This window comes from Chryseobacterium sp. SORGH_AS_0447 (assembly GCF_030818695.1).
Classification (GTDB): Bacteria; Bacteroidota; Bacteroidia; order Flavobacteriales; family Weeksellaceae; genus Chryseobacterium.
Genome location: NZ_JAUTAR010000001.1, coordinates 3,205,384 through 3,221,810, shown reverse-complemented (window position 1 = coordinate 3,221,810; position 16,427 = coordinate 3,205,384). Strand labels below are relative to the sequence as shown.

The window sequence follows — 16,427 nt, the reverse complement described above, 5'->3', positions numbered from 1 at the left end:
ACCTATAGAAGATATCGTTTTCTTAACCGATATTTTCACTTTATCTTTGCATACAGGATTTTAAAATGCCGAGAGTATTTAGACTCATTATAAATTTCGGAAAAACAGCCTAATATATTTCATGATTCAAAATTCATAGGATATATTTAATTTTGCATTGTGAAGCTTTGATAAAGTTCACGCTAATATTTTTAAAACAGAAAATGAATTCTTTAATAGATAAATATAATATTCCCGGTCCGCGTTACACCTCTTATCCTACCGTTCCTTATTGGGATGAAAATTCTTTCTCTCCGGAACTTTGGAAGCAGAGCGTGATCAGGACTTTCAAGGAGTCGAATGCAGATGAAGGGATCTCTATTTATATTCACCTGCCTTTCTGTGAGGCTTTATGTACGTTCTGTGCCTGTCACAAGCGGATCACGAAGCAGCACAGTGTGGAAATTCCGTATCTGGAAAGCGTGCTGAAAGAATGGCAGCTGTATCTTCGGATGTTTAATGAAAAACCGAAGCTGAAAGAATTGCACCTTGGCGGCGGAACGCCTACCTTCTTTTCTCCGCAGAATTTAAAAGCTCTTTTACAGGGGATTTTTGAAACGGTGGAGATTGCGGAAGATCAGGAATTTTCTTTTGAAGGACACCCGAATAACACCACCCGCGAACATCTTCAGACTCTATACGACTTAGGATTCAGAAGGGTAAGCTTCGGGGTTCAGGATTACGACCCTAAAGTACAGAAAGCCATCAACCGGATCCAGACTTTCGAAAAGGTAAAGGAAGTAACCGAATGGGCTAAAGAAATCGGGTATCGCGGAATCAGTCATGATTTGGTATTTGGACTGCCACACCAGACCTGGGAAGCGATGGAAAACACCATCCGCAAAACCATGGAACTGAAACCCGACCGTCTGGCTTTCTATTCTTATGCACACGTTCCCTGGATAAAAGGGGTAGGACAGAGAGGTTTTGATGAAAACGACCTTCCAAGCGGTGAAGAAAAACGCCGGCTGTATGAAGACGGCAAAAAGTTGCTGGAAGAGTTGGGCTATATCGAAGTCGGGATGGACCACTTCTCCCTGGAGCATGATGATTTGTACCAGTCTCTGATCCAAAAAAAGCTGCATAGAAACTTCATGGGATATACCTCAAGCAAAACGCAGCTGATGGTTGGCTTGGGAATGTCGGCAATCTCGGATTCATGGTATGCTTTTGCACAGAATGTAAAAACCGTAGAAGAATATCAGAAGATGGTGGAAGAAGGCGAAATCCCGGTGGTAAAAGGTCACATTTTAAGTGAGGAAGACCTTACCATGAGAAGGCATATTCTGAATCTGATGTGTCAGCTGGAAACCACTTTTGATGCGCAGAATTCTTTTCCTGAACTGCAGAACGCTTTTGAAATGCTTGAAGAAATGGAAAAGGACGAGTTGGTGGAAATCAACGGGCGTCATATCCAGATTACTGAAAAGGGAAGGGCTTTTACAAGAAACGTAGCGATGGTTTTCGATCTCAGGATGATGAGAAACAAGCCGGAAACCCGGATTTTCTCAATGACGATCTAGTGCATGAGCAGGAAGCTTCTTTTGGTTTGCACCTATCTGTATGCCTTAATTTTCAGTGTTGCAAAAACTGCAAGATTTCCTAACAAATGGGCGGAATCGCACTGGATGATGGATTACCGATTCGGGTTTATTAAAAGAGGGCTGGGCGGCGAAATTTTCGGCTGGTTTTTTGAGAAAGACGAATCTTCGATTTTTGCACTTTCCGTGGTGATTTTGTTTTTGCTGTATGCAGCTATTATTGGTATTGCCGTAAGAGAAACCATAAGAAGAGAAAAAAGCGTTTATACGCTGGCATTTTTTGTCATATTTCTGCTTTCACAATACATTGTATTTTCGGCCCATCTAATCGGTTATCTGGAACATCTTGTTTTTCTGCTGGCCCTACCGGTTATTTATTTAATCAGAAGAAAAAAACTGTTTTTAGCATCATTTATTGCTGTGTTCTGTGTCTTCATTCATGAAATTTCCTTATTCCTGCTGCTTCCGGTAAGTGTTTTTGCAGTGCTTGCCTTTGAGCGTCCGGCCGAACCGTTTCTGTTTAAAAATGTTTTTTCATCCGGCATCATGAAGAAACTGGCTTTATTCTCAGGATTGCCTGTTTTAGCGGTTATTTTTGTGTCTTTTTTTCATGAGCATAGCGGACAGGACTATGCTTTTACAGTGCTGCGTCATCTTAAAAGCATTTCGTTTATTCCGGAAAATGTAGCCCAATCGGTTACCTCTGCTTATACCCAAAGCTTTTCTCTTTCTTTTCAGGAACAGAAAGGACATTTTATTCAAAGGGTATTTATTTCAAAAGCGACAATATATTATGGGATTCCCATTCTCTTTTTATTGTGGATGATTTTTAAAGAATTTAAATTGAAGGAACATGTTGTGTTATTTATTGTATTGGCAGCTGTTTCATTCTTTCCTTTATTGTTACATTCCATTGCCTATGATACGTACAGGATCTGGACTTTTCCTTTTATGATTCTGTTTTTAGGTTTCTGGATTTTGAGTTCACGGAATATTAAAAATGCAGAGGTGAAAGATTTGTCAGCTGTTGAAACTGTCTTTTTTATCATTTCCTTTCTGCTGGTTACCTTGATTCCGAATGTACTGTTTGATGAAGAAACAGAGCGGTTTTCTTTGCCTATTAAACTCATTCTTATCATACCTGTATTTCTACTGTTGTATGCATTAAAAAAGCCCCAACCAAAAAGAGTTTGAATTGAGGCCTTAAAAACTATCTGAAAAAAAATTATTTGATAATTAATTTTTTACTGTACGATTTTAGATTTCCTGAATTGATATTGATGAAGTAAACGCCCGCCGGAATTCCTGAAATATTGATGCTGTTGTCACTTTCGATCTTTCCCTGCTCCAATACTCTTCTGCCTTCGAAGTTGATGATCTCAATATGGGCATTTTTATCCTTTAGTCCTTCAATGAAAACGGCTTTTGAAGCCGGATTAGGATAGACCTTTATTGAGGTTGAAAGATCACTTTCCTGAGTGCCTAATACTGAAGTCGTCAGCCTGAAGATTTTTCCGTTCAGGGCAGCTACAAAAAGTTCATTCTGATTATTTATTCCGAAAGTGGAAAAATTATTTCCGGTAGAAGCAGCGCTCCACGTAATGGAATCATCCGGATTGAGGCTTCCGATCTGGGTGGAACAGTAATCGGCGAAGAAATACCTACCCTGCAAAGCCGGATATTGGGTTCCGCGGTAAACATATCCTCCGGTAATAGAACATTTTCCGCCTGAATGATCGTAAGCCGCCACAGGAAATGTCATTGTCGATTGGGCAGCACAACCTGTCGTATTATAGGAATTATTGCCTTCATAGCATCTCCAGCCGTAATTGATTCCCGCCTGGGTTAAAGGCATCCGGTTGATTTCTTCAATCTGGCCCTGGCCGACATCTGCAATCATGACATTGCCGGAAGCGGTATCAAAATTAAATTTCCAGGCATTCCGTAACCCGTAGGCCCAGACTTCATCAGCTCCGTCGATTCCCACAAAAGGATTTCCCGCCGGAATATTATAAGCGCCGGTGGAATTGATGTCCAGCCTTAACAGTTTACCCAACAGGGAATTTTTGTTCTGGGCATTATTGTTCGGATCTCCGCCGCTTCCTCCGTCACCGGTCACTACCCAGAGATAGCCGTCGGGTGCAAAGTGGATACTTCCGCCATTGTGGTTATCGAAAGGCTTCGGTACGTTCAGGATGATCTTTTCCGTTGAAGGATCTGCCAGATCCGGATTAGTCGTGCTTCTGGTGTACCGGGCTACCGTAATGTTTCCGCTAGTGTCGTTGTAATAAACAAAAAAATACCCGTTCGTAGGGTATTGCGGGTGAAATGCCAGTCCGAGAAGGCCTCTTTCTCCTCCATAAGTGATTTTAGAGCTGATGTTTAAAAAATTAGTAGAATTTACTGTTCCATTGGCTTGTAAGATTTTAATGATTCCGTTTTGCTGTACTACAAACATGCGGCTGTCGTTCGCATGTACCATTTCTACGGGCGCGGTAAACCCGGTCGCAAATTCTTCCAGTGTAATGCTCTGGGCATTAAACATACAGGAAGAAAAAAGACTTGCATAAAAAAGTAGTTTTTTCATAATATTTTGATATTTAGTGCATTAAACTGAGTGAAAATTCCGTACCAATGGAGCTTTGAAAACTTCCTTTATATACCACAAAAAAAATATGGAATCTTAAATAAAAATAAGACTGCCGATATGTCTGAAAATAAACGATTTCTGTACTTAAAATTCATAAAATTCAAGAAAATGATTATATTTGCCGACTTAATTTAACGTAGTTATAACAAAATGCAAGGAAAAGGACTTATTACAATTGTTGCTATTGTACTAGGGTTAATTTGCTTAAACGAGCTATTACCAACATGGTACGCCGGCAAAATTGAAAGGCAGGCAACTGCTGTTGCAGGAGACAATCCGGAAAAGTATCAGAAAGAGATTGCAAAACTTTCGAAGGATACGCTGAATCTGGGATTCACTAAACTTTATTACACCAAAGCCCAAGAGAAGGAAATGAAGCTTGGTCTTGACCTTAAAGGCGGGATCAACGTTCTTTTGGAGATCAACCAGAGGGATCTTGTGAATGATTTAACGAATTATTCTACTAACCCGATTCTGATCGAGGCTTTAAACAAAACGGATGAAGTTCAGAAGAATTCCACAAAATCTTACATCGACAATTTCTTTGAGCAGTTCGATGCAATCAACAGAGCTAAAGGTACAAACCTAAAGTTGGCGGATCCGGAGCTTTTCGGAAATACTACGCTTACGGAAGTAAAGTACAACACGCCTGATGATCAGGTAAAAAACATCGTCAAAAGAAAAATCGATGCTTCTGTAGGAACAGCTTTCGAAGTAATCAGAACCAGAATCGATAAGCTTGGAGCGATCCAGCCGAACGTTCAGAGAGTTCCGGGTACTGCGAGAATTTCTGTGGAAATGCCGGGGATGAAGGACATCGATAAAGTGAAGAAGATGCTTCAGACCTCTGCAAAACTGCAGTTCTGGGAAGTACAGCAGGTTCCTGAAGTAGCACCTTATTTCCAGACATTAACTTCGGTTATCGCTGCAAAAGGAGATTCTATGGGAGTGGCTAAGAGCACGAACTTCATGAATCTTTTACACATCGACAAGTTAAGAACCAATGGGGTAGCCAATGTAAAATTATCTGACACAGCTGCTGTAAACAAAATCTTGAACAGCAAAGTGGCTCAGTCTTTACGTCCTGCCAACATAAAATATACCCAATTTATGTGGGGATACAAGCCTGAAGCTAATGATGCGGAAAGCCTTGTATTATATGCGATCAGAGGAAACATCAACCAGAAAGCTCCGGTAGACGGTGCTGTGGAAAGTGCAAACATCGGCTATGACGAATTAAGCAGAGTTGTAGTAGATATGCAGATGGATTCCAAAGGTGCTAAAGAATGGAAAACCCTTACCGAGAAAAACGTAGGGAAGCCGGTAGCGGTTACCTTAGATAACAGGGTATACACGGCACCGAACGTTGTAAATGCCATTCCAAACGGTAGAACACAGATCTCCGGAAACTTCTCTCAGGAAGAGGCGAAAGAATTGGTAGACGTTTTAGGAGCAGGAAAATTGCCGGCGGGTGCAAAAGTAGTTCAGGCTACGGTAGTAGGTCCGTCATTAGGGCAGGAAGCTATTGATTCCGGTTTAATGTCATTCATCATTGCATTTGCTATCATTATCGTTTACATTATTTTCTACTACGGTGGAGCGGGTGTATATGCGGTAATTGCAATGGTTATCAACTTATTCTACATTTTCGGAATTATGGATTCGGGTGACTTTACCCTAACCCTTCCGGGGATCGCAGGTATCGTTCTGACGATGGCAGTCGCGGTCGACACGAACGTAATTATTTACGAAAGAACAAAAGAAGAATTATTTGCAGGGAAAAGTATCCTGGAAGCGTACAAAGACGGTTTCAAACATGCTTTGAATGCGATTATCGACGGTCACACGACTACGTTCTTAACTGCAGTTGTATTGTTCTTCTTCGGAACAGGACCTATTAAAGGTTTTGCACTGACGTTAATGATCGGTATTGCGATGACGTTATTCACCTCCGTACTTCTTTCCAGAGCAATGATCTTCTCGAGATTAAATAAAGGAAAAGGACTTTCCGTATGGACTCCGGCAACGAAAAACCTGTTCAGAAATACCTGGATCGATTTCATTGGAAAGAGAAAGTATGCTTATATCTTCTCAGCTATTTTAACGGTAGTTTGTATCATTTCTATCGCTACACACGGCTTCAAATACGGTATCGACTTTACCGGAGGTAGAAACTATGTCGTGCGATTCGATAAAAATGTAAAAGCTGAAGATATTGAAGAAAAATTAGTAGCACTTTTCAAAACGAAAGATGGGAAAAACTCTTCTGTTGAGGCTAAAACTTTCGGAAACGAAAAGCAGTTAAAAATCTCTACGGATTATCTTATCGAAGACGAATCTCTGAAAGCTGACCAGATTATCGAACAGAAATTGTTTGAAGGTTTAAAATCAAACTTACCTGCCGGAACCACCCTGAAAGATTTCAAATCTGCAGACAAGGATCACGCCGGAATTGTTTCTTCCGAAAAAGTAGGACCTTCTGTTGCTGATGATATTCAGGTGCACGGAATCTACGCCGTTGTAGCTGCGTTGGCAATGATCTTCATATACATTTTGGTACGATTCAGAAAATGGCAGTTCTCTTTAGGTGCAGTAGCAGCCTTGTTCCACGATGCGGTAATTATTCTTGGAGCTTATTCATTGCTTCATAAATATATGCCGTTCAACATGGAGATCAACCAGGATTTTGTTGCTGCGATTCTTACGGTATTGGGATACTCTATCAACGATACGGTAATTATCTTCGACAGAATCAGGGAGTACCTGAGAGAGAAGAAATCTTTAACATTGGCAGGATTATTCGATGACTCTATTTCGAGCACATTGGGTAGAACATTCAACACCTCATTCACTACCATTTTGGTGATCCTGGCGATCTTCATCTTTGGTGGAGATAACCTGAGAGGATTTATGTTTGCGATGTTAATCGGTATCGGATTTGGTACTTATTCATCGATCTTCGTTGCATCGGCTATCGCTTACGACTTCCTGAAAACAGGTAAGGAAGACGAAGTTCACGGCAAGACGACAACGACTAAAGAAGTACTTGCTTCAAAATAATGTATACTACAATAAATAAGAAAAAAGCCTTTCAGTAATGAAAGGCTTTTTTTGGTTTAAAGTTTAGGGTTTAAAGTCTAAGGTTAAATTGCGGCAGTTGACCTTTGGGAATAAGGATGGCCTTTCCTGATGTCAATAGTGAATTTCCTTCGGGGTCAATGGTGAATTTGGCGTGTTATACAATTCACTTGCGAAGCAAAATTGACCATTGAGCATTCCTATTTTGTCAATGGTCAATTTCTCCGAGTCAATGGTCAATTGTAGTTGATGAAAAATTCACTTGCGCAGCAAAATTGACCATTGAGCATTCCTATTTTGTCAATGGTCAATTTCTCCGAGTCAATGGTCAATTGTAGTTGATGAAAAATTCACTTGCGCAGCAAAATTGACCATTGAGCGTTCCCATTTTGTCAATGGTCAATTTCTTCGAGTCAATGGTCAATTTCCAGTTGTAGAAAATTCACTTGCCCAGCAAATTGACAATTCACCATTCACCATCACTATTCACCCTTCACATTTCCAAATTATCCCTGATTTCGCTATTTTTGCAGCAATATGGAAAATTCGAAGAAAAAGGCGGCCATTGGCTTTATCTTTATTACCCTGCTGATTGATGTAATTGGCCTGGGAATTATTATCCCTGTGATTCCGAAGCTTATTGAGGAGCTCATCCACGGAAATGTAAGAGAAGCTGCAAAATACGGCGGCTGGCTGAGTTTTGCATATGCCTTTACCCAGTTCGTATTTTCTCCCGTGGTCGGAAACCTGAGTGATAAATTCGGAAGAAGGCCGATTATTCTGATATCCCTTTTCGGGTTTACCGTAGACTATATTTTCCTGGCTATTGCTCCTACGATCTGGCTGCTTTTTGTCGGAAGAGTTATTGCCGGGATTACCGGTGCGAGTTTTACGACGGCCAGTGCTTATATTGCCGATATTTCTACAGATGAAGACCGCGCAAAAAACTTCGGGCTTATTGGGGCTGCATTCGGCTTGGGCTTTATTATTGGTCCGCTGATTGGCGGCGCTTTGGGACATTTCGGGGCGAGAATGCCTTTTTATGCAGCGGCGATATTATGTCTTGTTAATTTCCTTTATGGTTATTTTATCCTTCCTGAAAGTCTGGATAAGGATAAAAGAAGGGAATTCGACTGGAAACGCGCCAATCCCATCGGATCGCTTAAATTTTTGTTCAGGCATCCCGAGCTTTCCGGGCTGGTAGCTGCTCTTTTTCTTGTATATGTCGCGGGCCACGCCGTGCAGAGCAACTGGAGCTTTTTTACCATCGGTCAGTTTAAATGGAGCGAATTTACCGTTGGAGTCTCTTTGGGAGTTGTCGGTATCCTTGTCGCGCTTGTACAGGGTGTTCTGATCAGATGGACAACCCCGAAACTTGGGGAATACAAAAGTATCTACATAGGTCTTGGCATGTATGCGATGGGGATGCTGCTGTTTTCTTTTGCCACAGAGGGCTGGATGATGTTTGCCATTCTTATTCCTTACTGTCTGGGCGGAATCTGCGGACCGTCCCTGCAATCTGTAATCACCAAAAATGTTGCTGCCAATGAGCAGGGAGAACTGCAGGGGGCATTAACCAGCCTGATGAGCGTTACCTCCACGATTGGCCCGCCGCTGATGGCCAGCCTGTATTATCAGTTCAGTAAAGACGATTCTTCCCTGAAATTTCCGGGAGCACCTTTTTTCCTGGCATTTATTTTAATGTCGGTCAGCGTAGTGATTACGTATTTTAATTTTAAAAGAAAAGGAATTAAAAATCAGGAGATTTAAACCTAAATATTTAAAAAAGGCAATTCGTTTTGGGAGTTGCTCTTTTTATTTAGAAATGTCATCTAGCGGAATATGTAGATAATCAAAACTTAATATTTCATTAAAAATTAATATTTAACATCCAGTTTCGTATAACTTTCGTAATTTTACCATATGGAATTAAGCATTGGAGAAATGGCACTGATTGCCGTGGCAATCGTTGTATTATTCGGACCGGACAAACTTCCTCAGATTGCACGCGACCTGGGCGCTGGCGTACGTAAAATGCGTGGTGCCGTGGAAGATATCAAAACAGAAATCATGAAAGAAACAGATAATCCTGTTTCCGAAATCAAGCGTGAAATTGAGAAAGTAAAGGATGCGGCAAAAGATTACAACCCGATGAATGATGTTCAGAAGGAAACCCTTACCGAGCCGCAGGCATCCAATGAACTTCCGAAACCCAAGCCTTCTGACGACGAAACCTATGAAGGACCTGTAAGCAGATAGGAGAGGATGGAGGAGCTTGTTCTGGAAGATAAAAAAGTCTTTCTGTTTCTCAATAATTTGGGAGACTCCCGTTTCGACCAGTTCTGGATGTTGATTTCCAGTACGTGGATTTGGGTTCCGCTGTATATTATTTTCTTTTATTTTTTATTTAAAAACTATAAGCTGCGGTCTTTGGTTTTTATCCTGATTTTCGTCGCCATCGGGGTTACGGTTTCCGACCAGCTGGCGGGTGTTTTCAAGCACGGTGTCGAAAGACTTCGTCCGTGTCATGATCCGAGTCTGGAGCATGTCATGAGAATCGTGAAATGCGGCGGACAGTTCGGCTTTTATTCTTCCCATGCTTCCAATACCTTTTTCCTGGCGACTTACCTTACTATTTTATTGGGGCGTAAGCTCAGATGGTTTCCTTATGTGCTGTTTGTATGGGCGGTGGTCGTTTCTTACAGCAGGATTTATTTGGGCGTGCATTTTCCGGGAGATATTCTGGTAGGCGCATTCGCGGGATCTGTTCTTGGAATCATCTTCGGTACGCTTGCGAAAAAAGTAATCATCAAGCAGTCAGTCGCTTTATAAAGACGATACGTATTTAAAATATCCGGGTTAAGGCTCGGGCCGGCTTGCCGGCCCGAGCCTTAACCGTTTCATCAGTCATTGTGATAAGGTTTACCCTGTAGGATCTGGTCGGCACGGTAGATCTGTTCTACGATAAACAGCCGGATCATCTGATGGGTAAACGTCATTTTAGACAGCGACATTTTCTCGTTGGCCCTGGAATACATTTCTTCTGAAAATCCGTAGGCCCCGCCAATCAGCAGATGGATTTTTTTTACCGAAGCATTCATCCAATGGTCTATTTTCTGGGCGAATTCCCTGCTGGTAAACTGCTTTCCTTTCTCATCCAGGATCAGCACAAGATCCGTCCTGTCGATGTGGTTTAAAAACAGTTTTCCCTCTTCTTTTTTCAGGAGATCCGGTGAAAGGTTTTTCGCATTTTTTACATCCGGGATTTCAGTAATTTCAAAATTCCAGTGTTTCGGAAGACGTTTCAGGTAATAATTGATCAAAGAAGTAATTTCCTTATCGTCTGTTTTTCCGATACAAAGTAAACTGATCTGCATGTTGTGGCTTAATTTTAAATGACAAAGATATTCATAAATTAAAGAAAGTCATCATTCCGTAATTTCCGCTGAAACGTTAATTTTAAAAAATTCATTACTTTTGTAGGAACACCGGTCTGATACAAATACAAATTCCTTCCTGTATTTTTCCGTATTTCTTATTGAGAAAACCTGCTGTTGCGGGCGTATTGATAATTTAATACCGGAATGTCGGACGGAACATATTATTAAAGAATGAGCGCAAAACTACCTAAATTTATCTTGAAAATTCAAGAGTTTTTCGACGGTATCCATATTCCTGTATTGGGAATTTCTCTCTGGCAAATGTTTCAGATCTATATCCGCGGAATTTTTAAAGATAAGATAGGCCGTAAAGCAGCAGCCATTTCATGGAGCTTTACCATCAGTTTGTTTCCGTTTATTCTCTTCCTCCTGTCGATTCTGCCATACATGCCGCATTACGACAAGCTTCAGTTTTATATTTTTGATGTTTTGCTGCACAATATTTTCCCGTCCAATATTGAAGGTGATGTGCGGGATTATATCGAAAACAGCATCGTTCCGAATATGAAAGGCATCAGTAACCTGACGATCGTTTTTGCCCTGATATTTGCCACCAACGGAACTTTTTCTCTGATCAACGGATTTAATGAAAATACGGATGAAAAAATGACCGATGTGAAAGAATTTATCCTTTCCTTTTTTATTACCATCGGCTTCATTTCTATTGTTTTTCTTTCTCTGTTCGGAGTCTACTATTCGGAGTTTGTACTGAAGCTCTTTACGCCGGTGAAGGATATTTCTTGGCTGGTCAAAAACCTTTCGAAAATCATCGGGTTTGTATCTTTCCCTATTTTTTATTTTATATTGCTCGCTCTGTTTTACTGGCTGGGCACGGTACGGATCGCCCGATTCAGGCAGGCAGTTCCGGGGGCTATTTTAACGACTGTTTTATTTGTAGTGACAACCTATATCTTTGCGCTTTATGTGAAGAATATCGCCCGTTACAACGTGTTGTACGGATCCATCGGAAGTATGATCCTGCTGATGATCTGGATTAATGTAAACGTTTACCTGCTGCTTTTCGGCAACGAGTTGAATATGGCCATCAGAAAAGTGAGGATCGAAAAGCTGCTGTCCGATCAGTTAAAAAGAGAAGGGAAAAGCAAGGAACTTGACAATAAGACCCTTAAAAACCGCCGTAAAAATCTAAAAGATAAAAATCAGGAATAAACTAATCTTCTTCCGGAATTTCGTTTTTCGAAGCTGTTTTTAAAATAATAAATCCTGAAACCGCTGCTATGAATGAGGCGATTAAAATGGCAAACTTAGCTTCGTCCTGAATTTCGGTTTGTCCTTTAAACGAAAGCAGTGCAATGAAAATTGACATGGTAAATCCGATTCCGGCGAGCAAGCCGACACCGATCATCTGTTTCCATGAGCTGTTCTGAGGCAGGGAACTTAATCTGAATTTAACCGCAATTAGCGAAAACAAATTAATTCCAACCAATTTTCCCAGTACCAACCCGCAGATAATCCCTGATCCGAGGGTGCTCGTAAGCCCGGAAACCATTTCTTTGGTAAAAGTAATATTGGTATTGGTTAGGGCGAAAACGGGCATGATGAGAAAGCTTACCGGGAAATGCAGCTGATGCTCAAGTTTTTCCAAAGGGGAAATTTCTGTTGTTGAAACATTTGTCGGAATGGAAAACGCCAGCAGAACGCCTGCAATGGTGGCATGGATTCCTGAATGATGCAGGAAGTACCATAAAAAGATTCCCGGAATAAGATAAAAGATAATCCTGGTAACTTTTAAGTAATTCAGTAAGAAAAGCAATGCGGTTACTCCCAAAGAAAGCAGTAAATAACTCCAATGGATTTGCTCGGTATAAAAGATGGCAATCACGAGAATGGCTCCCAGATCATCCACAATCGCCAATGCCGCCAGGAAAATCTTAATGGAATTCGGAATTTTCTTTCCCAGCATGGAAACGATAGCCAATGAAAAGGCGATATCCGTAGCCATTGGAATTCCCCAACCGTTTGCATATGCTGTTCCTGAATTGAATACCGTATAGATCACTGCCGGAACCAGCATTCCGCCAATGGCGGCAAAAATGGGAAGGGAAGCATTCTTAAATGAAGAAAGTTCGCCTTCGATCATTTCCCGTTTGATTTCCAGTCCTACCAGAAGGAAAAATATGGCCATTAGACCATCATTGATCCAGATGCTTACCGGATATTTCAGGTGAAAGATGTCGGTTCCAATTTCTTTGTTTAAAAAATTCTGAAAGTTTCCTGCAAAAGAAGAATTGGCAATGAGTAATGAGACGGCGACACAGACCATCAGGATGATTCCGGAGGACTGGCTGCTCCTGAAAAACTCTTTAAAATACTGTGTCAGATTCATTGATACTTATATTCTCCTCACCCTGGAAACTCCATTAATGTCTTTTAACTTCTTAAAGGTCTGCTCCAGCTGGCTTTTATTTTTTACCTCAAGAATAATTGTTCCTGTAAAAATTCCATCGTTGGATTCGATAGACATGCTTTTCATGTCCATTCCCATCGAGCCGCTGATAACGGTAGTGATATCGTTGATCATTCCCATCCGGTCGAGTCCTTCGATCTCTATTTTTACCCTGTTTTTGAAGCTTTCCGCATTCACCCATTTCGCAGGAATCACCCGGTAATCGTATTGGGCGCGGAGATTGATGGCATTCGGACAGTTGTCGCTGTGAACTTTAATTCCGTCTGAAATGGTGATAAATCCGAAAATTTTGTCACCCGGGATTACCGTACAGCATTTGGCATAGCTGTAATTCAGCTTTTCTTCATCTTTTCCGAAGACGATCATGTCCAGATTTTGCTCCTTCGGCTCTACGTAAACAGTATTTTTTGTCGGAGATTTTCTGAATCTTGAAAGCAAGTTGTTGAATACATTCTTGCTTTCGATATATTTTCTTAAACTGCTTGCATCCAGTTCATTCGACTGGAATTTTAAGAACAGTTCCTGAGATGTTTTAAGATTAAAGAATTTCTGAAGTTTATTGATTTCTTCATCGTTAAAATTAATTTTTGCATGACGGAGTTTTCTTTGAAGGATTTCTTTTCCGTCTTCTACCAGCTGGTTCTTTTGCGAGTTTAAATAACTCTTGATCTTTGACTTGGCTTTTGAAGTGACTACAAATTCCAGCCAGTCGGATTTCGGCTTCTGGTTTTGGGAGGACAAAATATCCACCTGATCGCCATTCTGAAGAACATAGGAGATCGGCACCAGCTTTCCGTTGATTTTTGCCCCTAAACATTTCATACCCAGATCGGAGTGAACGGAAAAGGCAAAATCCAAAGCGGTGGCATTCGTCGGTAAAATCTTAATTTCCCCTTTTGGCGTAAAGACAAAAACCTCTTTTGAGTATAAGTTGAGCTTAATGTTATCTAGAAGCTCAGAAGTCGTAAGGTTCTGCTGCTGCTCGAGGACTTCGCGGATTTCGGTTACCCAGTTTTCAAAATTCCGGTCCTCCGAGCTTTGCTTGTACCCTTCTTTGTATTTGTAGTGGGCGGCAACCCCTTTTTCGGCAATCTCATCCATTCTTTCCGAACGGATCTGAACCTCGATCCATTTTTTATCCGGCCCAAGTACGGTTAAATGTAAACTTTCATAACCGGTAGAACGGGGCTGGGTAATCCAGTCGCGCATCCTGGAAGGATTGCTATGGTAGACATCTGTTACGATCGAATAAATTTTCCAGGCCAGGAATTTCTCATTCTTGGCATCAGATTTATAAATGATCCGGATGGCGTAGTTGTCATACACTTCTTCAAAGGAAACTCCCTGTTTCAGCATTTTTCTGTAGATCGAAGAAATGGCTTTCGCCCGTCCTTTGATTTTAAAGTGCAAACCTTCCTCATGCAGCTTCTCGGAAACCTCTTTTTTAAATTCCTCAATGTACTTCTCACGGCTTTCCTTCGCAAGTTCCAATTTTTGCGTGATCTCGTTGTAGACATCCGGATTGTTGTATTTCAGGGAAAGGTCTTCCAGCTCGGATTTGATGTTGTACAACCCTAAACGGTGGGCCATCGGCGCATAAATGTACACGGTTTCAGAAGCGATCTTTTTCTGCTTGTCCGGCGCCATGCTTTCCAACGTCCGCATATTGTGAAGCCTGTCCGCAATCTTGATCAGGATAACCCGGAAATCCTCAGAAAGTGTCAGTAGCAATTTCCTGTAGTTTTCAGACTGCACCGAAATATTCTGGTGGTTCATGATGGAAATCTTGGTAAGCCCGTTTACAATATCGGCTATTTTCTCACCAAAAATTTTCTTCAGATCTTCATAGGTATAATCGGAGTCTTCAACAACATCGTGAAGGAGGGCACAGGCAATAGAAGTAGCCCCCAAACCGATTTCCGTCGCTACGATTTTGGCAACGGCGATGGGATGGTAGATGTAGGGTTCACCCGTTTTCCTGCGCTGGTCCTTGTGGGCATCCAGGGCAATATCGAATGCCTTACGGATGAGTTTGTTGTTTTCCTCATCCAATGTTCTGTATGTATTAGAGATCAGATCCTTATATCGGGCTAAGATCTCTTTATTTTCCTGTTCGAAGTCGTAACTCATTTGTGCAAAAGCCTATATTTAAACGAAAATACGAAAATTTCCGCACTTTTCAAAGCTAAAGATCTGTGGATTGTCCTGTAGGTTTTCTGTTATTGAATTTTAGCTTCCTTTATCGTAAAATTCAAATGTTTAGTCGGTTTTCAACTTTAATTTTTATCCGGAACATAACGGATTTATTTTATTTCTAACATCAATAATTTACTATAGAAGAGATCATGATTTTGCCCTTATCAATAAGTGTAAATAGATTTTTAAACTTTTAAGATGTTTCAAGTATTTTATTAAATTTATAACAAAATTAATACGAAGGACGGATTTTATCTGTCTACACTATGAATGACCATGTTAATCAATTTCCATGAAAAAACGCTATACTTTATTTCTGACATTTTTTTCCTAACCACATTTTCTCAGAAAACAATGCATCCAATTGAAGAATTAATAAACGAAAACGACTCAGGCTGGCCATTCGTTATGGAATGGGTTAAGGCCGCAAAAAATAAAGTTGAAATCTTGCCGGCAGATAAGCAAAAAGCAGTAGAAGCTTTATATAAAATCCAGGTTACAACCCGTTCCCCGATGGGTTCAATTGTGTACGAAACCGGCGGTATTTTAATTGACAATGGGTGGATTAGAATATTGGGTTCCGGAAATGCGAGATTAACCAGAAGTTTACCTGACTGGAATCTTGGGAAAACTTTTACAGATTTTGGGCAACCCTCATCGTATCTGTTGGTTGCCGATGATGCAATTGGCGGTTTCTTTGTATTAAATGGTGGCGGACTTGGAAAAGATGTGGGCAAGATCTATTATTTTGCACCCGATACTTTGGAATTTGAGCCCCTTGATCTTACGTACACGGAATTCTTAGATTTCTGCTTTAATCATCATCTCGAAGAATTTTACAAAGGTTACCGATGGAAAACCTGGAAAGAAGATGTTGCCAAATTAAATGGTGATCAGGTTTTTAATTTTGTTCCGTATTTATGGACGAAAGAAGGGAAGGATATTGAGAAAACAGCTAAAAAAGAGGTTCCGGCTGAAGAACAGTACAACTTAAATTTAGCATTTAGAAAGCAATTGGGAATAGATCAGCTGTGATAAAATAAAAAGCGGACTTG

The 16,427-nt window shown here is 40.8% G+C and carries 12 protein-coding genes; 8 read left to right on the top strand and 4 right to left on the bottom strand.

What is annotated here, in order from left to right; all coding sequences use genetic code 11:
* Positions 1 to 203: 203 nt before the first annotated feature.
* Both hemN and QE422_RS14710 read left to right on the top strand, forming a co-directional pair.
* On the top strand, positions 204 to 1,562 hold the full coding sequence (gene hemN / locus QE422_RS14715; RefSeq protein WP_307459911.1) for an oxygen-independent coproporphyrinogen III oxidase: 1,359 nt from the start codon (positions 204 to 206) through the stop codon (positions 1,560 to 1,562).
* 3 nt (positions 1,563 to 1,565) lie between these two features.
* Positions 1,566 to 2,774, top strand: a complete 1,209-nt coding sequence (locus QE422_RS14710; protein WP_307459908.1) for a hypothetical protein — start codon at positions 1,566 to 1,568, stop codon at positions 2,772 to 2,774.
* Between the two features lie 31 nt (positions 2,775 to 2,805).
* Here QE422_RS14710 and QE422_RS14705 read toward each other — a convergent pair whose 3' ends face one another.
* Positions 2,806 to 4,167: a PQQ-dependent sugar dehydrogenase gene (locus tag QE422_RS14705; RefSeq protein WP_307459905.1), complete on the bottom strand. Its 1,362-nt coding sequence runs from the start codon at positions 4,165 to 4,167 to the stop codon at positions 2,806 to 2,808.
* A 213-nt stretch (positions 4,168 to 4,380) separates the two neighbouring features.
* On the opposite strand from QE422_RS14705, the gene secD reads away from it, so the two are divergent.
* The 4 genes from secD to QE422_RS14685 all read left to right on the top strand — a co-directional run bounded on the left by secD (position 4,381) and on the right by QE422_RS14685 (position 10,140).
* Positions 4,381 to 7,290: a protein translocase subunit SecD gene (secD, locus tag QE422_RS14700; protein WP_307459902.1), complete on the top strand. Its 2,910-nt coding sequence runs from the start codon at positions 4,381 to 4,383 to the stop codon at positions 7,288 to 7,290.
* 555 nt (positions 7,291 to 7,845) lie between these two features.
* The gene (locus tag QE422_RS14695) at positions 7,846 to 9,078 is read left to right on the top strand and encodes a TCR/Tet family MFS transporter (protein WP_307459900.1); all 1,233 of its coding nucleotides are present in this window, start codon (positions 7,846 to 7,848) and stop codon (positions 9,076 to 9,078) included.
* Between the two features lie 153 nt (positions 9,079 to 9,231).
* Entirely contained in the window at positions 9,232 to 9,567 is a 336-nt protein-coding gene (locus tag QE422_RS14690; protein ID WP_307459897.1) for a twin-arginine translocase TatA/TatE family subunit, read from the top strand.
* A 6-nt stretch (positions 9,568 to 9,573) separates the two neighbouring features.
* Positions 9,574 to 10,140 (top strand): phosphatase PAP2 family protein, encoded by a 567-nt coding sequence (locus QE422_RS14685; RefSeq protein WP_307459896.1) that lies wholly within the window; start codon positions 9,574 to 9,576, stop codon positions 10,138 to 10,140.
* A gap of 71 nt (positions 10,141 to 10,211) precedes the next feature.
* Here the strand turns inward: QE422_RS14685 and rlmH are convergent, their stop codons facing one another.
* On the bottom strand, positions 10,212 to 10,685 hold the full coding sequence (gene rlmH, locus QE422_RS14680) for a 23S rRNA (pseudouridine(1915)-N(3))-methyltransferase RlmH (protein WP_307459893.1): 474 nt from the start codon (positions 10,683 to 10,685) through the stop codon (positions 10,212 to 10,214).
* 234 nt (positions 10,686 to 10,919) lie between these two features.
* On the opposite strand from rlmH, the gene QE422_RS14675 reads away from it, so the two are divergent.
* Positions 10,920 to 11,918 (top strand): YihY/virulence factor BrkB family protein, encoded by a 999-nt coding sequence (locus tag QE422_RS14675; protein WP_307459891.1) that lies wholly within the window; start codon positions 10,920 to 10,922, stop codon positions 11,916 to 11,918.
* A 1-nt stretch (position 11,919) separates the two neighbouring features.
* On the opposite strand, the gene nhaA is transcribed toward QE422_RS14675, so the two are convergent.
* Together nhaA and QE422_RS14665 are read right to left on the bottom strand one after the other, a co-directional pair.
* The gene (gene nhaA, locus QE422_RS14670; protein ID WP_307459889.1) at positions 11,920 to 13,095 is read right to left on the bottom strand and encodes a Na+/H+ antiporter NhaA; all 1,176 of its coding nucleotides are present in this window, start codon (positions 13,093 to 13,095) and stop codon (positions 11,920 to 11,922) included.
* A 6-nt stretch (positions 13,096 to 13,101) separates the two neighbouring features.
* Positions 13,102 to 15,306 (bottom strand): bifunctional (p)ppGpp synthetase/guanosine-3',5'-bis(diphosphate) 3'-pyrophosphohydrolase, encoded by a 2,205-nt coding sequence (locus QE422_RS14665; protein ID WP_307459888.1) that lies wholly within the window; start codon positions 15,304 to 15,306, stop codon positions 13,102 to 13,104.
* Between the two features lie 420 nt (positions 15,307 to 15,726).
* Between QE422_RS14665 and QE422_RS14660 the strand changes: the two genes are divergently transcribed.
* On the top strand, positions 15,727 to 16,407 hold the full coding sequence (locus tag QE422_RS14660) for a DUF2625 domain-containing protein (protein ID WP_307459886.1): 681 nt from the start codon (positions 15,727 to 15,729) through the stop codon (positions 16,405 to 16,407).
* Positions 16,408 to 16,427: the final 20 nt, after the last annotated feature.

What these genes read in the sequence shown, in the direction of transcription:
- QE422_RS14690 (WP_307459897.1), top strand. Translation starts at nt 9,232, where the DNA reads ATGGAATTAAGCATTGGAGAAATGGCACTGATTGCCGTGGCAATCGTT.
- QE422_RS14685 (WP_307459896.1), top strand. Translation starts at nt 9,574, where the DNA reads ATGGAGGAGCTTGTTCTGGAAGATAAAAAAGTCTTTCTGTTTCTCAAT.
- QE422_RS14705 (WP_307459905.1), bottom strand. Translation starts at nt 4,167, where the DNA reads ATGAAAAAACTACTTTTTTATGCAAGTCTTTTTTCTTCCTGTATGTTT.
- secD (WP_307459902.1), top strand. Translation starts at nt 4,381, where the DNA reads ATGCAAGGAAAAGGACTTATTACAATTGTTGCTATTGTACTAGGGTTA.
- nhaA (WP_307459889.1), bottom strand. Translation starts at nt 13,095, where the DNA reads ATGAATCTGACACAGTATTTTAAAGAGTTTTTCAGGAGCAGCCAGTCC.
- QE422_RS14665 (WP_307459888.1), bottom strand. Translation starts at nt 15,306, where the DNA reads ATGAGTTACGACTTCGAACAGGAAAATAAAGAGATCTTAGCCCGATAT.
- hemN (WP_307459911.1), top strand. Translation starts at nt 204, where the DNA reads ATGAATTCTTTAATAGATAAATATAATATTCCCGGTCCGCGTTACACC.
- QE422_RS14710 (WP_307459908.1), top strand. Translation starts at nt 1,566, where the DNA reads ATGAGCAGGAAGCTTCTTTTGGTTTGCACCTATCTGTATGCCTTAATT.
- QE422_RS14675 (WP_307459891.1), top strand. Translation starts at nt 10,920, where the DNA reads ATGAGCGCAAAACTACCTAAATTTATCTTGAAAATTCAAGAGTTTTTC.
- rlmH (WP_307459893.1), bottom strand. Translation starts at nt 10,685, where the DNA reads ATGCAGATCAGTTTACTTTGTATCGGAAAAACAGACGATAAGGAAATT.
- QE422_RS14660 (WP_307459886.1), top strand. Translation starts at nt 15,727, where the DNA reads ATGCATCCAATTGAAGAATTAATAAACGAAAACGACTCAGGCTGGCCA.
- QE422_RS14695 (WP_307459900.1), top strand. Translation starts at nt 7,846, where the DNA reads ATGGAAAATTCGAAGAAAAAGGCGGCCATTGGCTTTATCTTTATTACC.